At 69.2% G+C, this 1,661-nt stretch carries 2 protein-coding genes; one reads left to right on the plus strand and one right to left on the minus strand.

Features of this window, described 5'->3' with window-relative positions:
• A partial coding sequence (locus FFS20_RS17780) for a DbpA RNA binding domain-containing protein (protein ID WP_171007141.1) occupies nt 1-433 on the plus strand: 433 nt, incomplete at its 5' end.
• Nucleotides 434-1,000: 567 nt separating this feature from the next.
• Here FFS20_RS17780 and uppS read toward each other — a convergent pair.
• Nucleotides 1,001-1,661 (minus strand): polyprenyl diphosphate synthase (uppS, locus tag FFS20_RS17785; protein ID WP_137827099.1); only part of this gene is annotated, 661 nt, incomplete at its 5' end.

Genomic DNA, 1,661 nt, shown 5'->3' on the forward strand with positions numbered 1-1,661 from the left:
GCAGGGCCGTGACCGTGATCGCGACGGCAAGCCCGGCCGGGAGCGCGGGGCGCGCAACCGCGAGGGCATGGTCACCTACCGTCTCGCGGTCGGCCGCAACGAGCGCGTCCAGCCGGGGTCGATCGTCGGTGCGATCGCGAACGAAGGCGGTATCACCTCGAAGCAGATCGGCCACATCGACATCCGGTCGAACCACACGCTCGTCGACCTGCCGCAGGATCTCGATCCGGGCGTGCTCAAGAAGCTCGCGCACACGGAGATCCAGGGTCGGCCGATCGACATCCGCCCCGATTCGGGTCGTCCGGGCCGTCCGTTCAAGAAGCGCAACTTCGACAAGCAGCCCGGCGACAACCGCAACTTCCGCGGCGACCGTCGCGGCGGCGGCAAGAAGTTCGGCGGCCGTGACCGCGATCGTTCGCGCGACCGCTACTGAGATCCGCCCCTGAAGGGCCCGCAGCGTCCGCGCTGCGGGCCCTTCGGGCATCCTGGGGGCGATTGCCTCGGGGGCCGTCCGTCCTCCGGCAGGTTCCTGGTGCTCCGTTCCTGCGGCGGACTTCCGGCGACCGCCTGGGTGCCGCCGATTGCGGCTCACGTGAGTTTCGGGGGCTCAGTTCCGGAACAGAGCCGTGGAAACCAGGGTGAGCCCGAACCGTCGGCAGGCCCCACACATCGGCCCGAGTCGACTCTCAGCGCGGACCCCACCGGGTTCGCGCCAGTCTGATCCGAGATCGCCAGTACAGGCAGTGACCATCGCGGATCGAACCAGCGCACACCGCCGAGTCCCCGGCACAATGACGGGCCGGACGTCACACGGAGCCCCCGGCCCGAACGCCGCCCGGGCACCAACGGGAACAGCTCACGTGAGTTTCGAGGGCTCAGTTCGTGAACAGTGCCGTGGATACCAAGGTGAGCCCGAACAGTCGGGCAGTCGCACGCGCACGTTCCCTCGCACACCTGGTGGAGGCCCCACGGCCCCTTCCGAACAGGAAACGCCTCGCCCTCAGGCTCCGGCGGCCTCGCCCGGGCGGTCGATGGCGCCGCCGAAGCGGCGGTCGCGTCGCGCGTACTCCTCGATCGCCGCCCACAGGGTGCGCCGGTCGACGTCAGGCCAGAGCACGTCCTGGAACACCATCTCGGCGTACGCGGACTGCCAGAGGAGGAAGTTCGAGGTCCGTTGCTCCCCCGACGACCGGACGAAGAGGTCGACGTCGGGCACCTGGGGCGCGTAGAGCCGGGCGCGCAGGGTCTTCTCGCTCACCTTGCCGGGCTTGAGCCGGCCGGCGGCCACCTCCGCGGTGATCTCATTGACGGCATCGACGATCTCCGAGCGTCCGCCGTAATTCACGCAGAACTGGAGGGTCAGGCCAGTGTTGTGCTTCGTCATCTCGGCGGCGGTCTCGAGTTCGTCGATGACCGAGCGCCACAGACGCCCCCGCCGTCCCGACCACACGATGCGCACGCCCAGGGCGTTGAGCTCGTCACGGCGCCGGCGGATGACATCGCGGTTGAAGCCCATGAGGAAGCGGACCTCCTCGGGTGAGCGCTTCCAGTTCTCCGTCGAGAACGCGTATGCCGACAGGTAGTCGACGCCGATCTCGATGGCCCCGTGGATGACGTCGAGGAGGGAGGCCTCGCCGGCCTTGTGTCCCTCGGTCCGCGGC

This window comes from Brevibacterium sp. 2SA (genome assembly GCF_005502845.1).
In the GTDB taxonomy this organism is placed as follows: domain Bacteria; phylum Actinomycetota; class Actinomycetes; order Actinomycetales; family Brevibacteriaceae; genus Brevibacterium.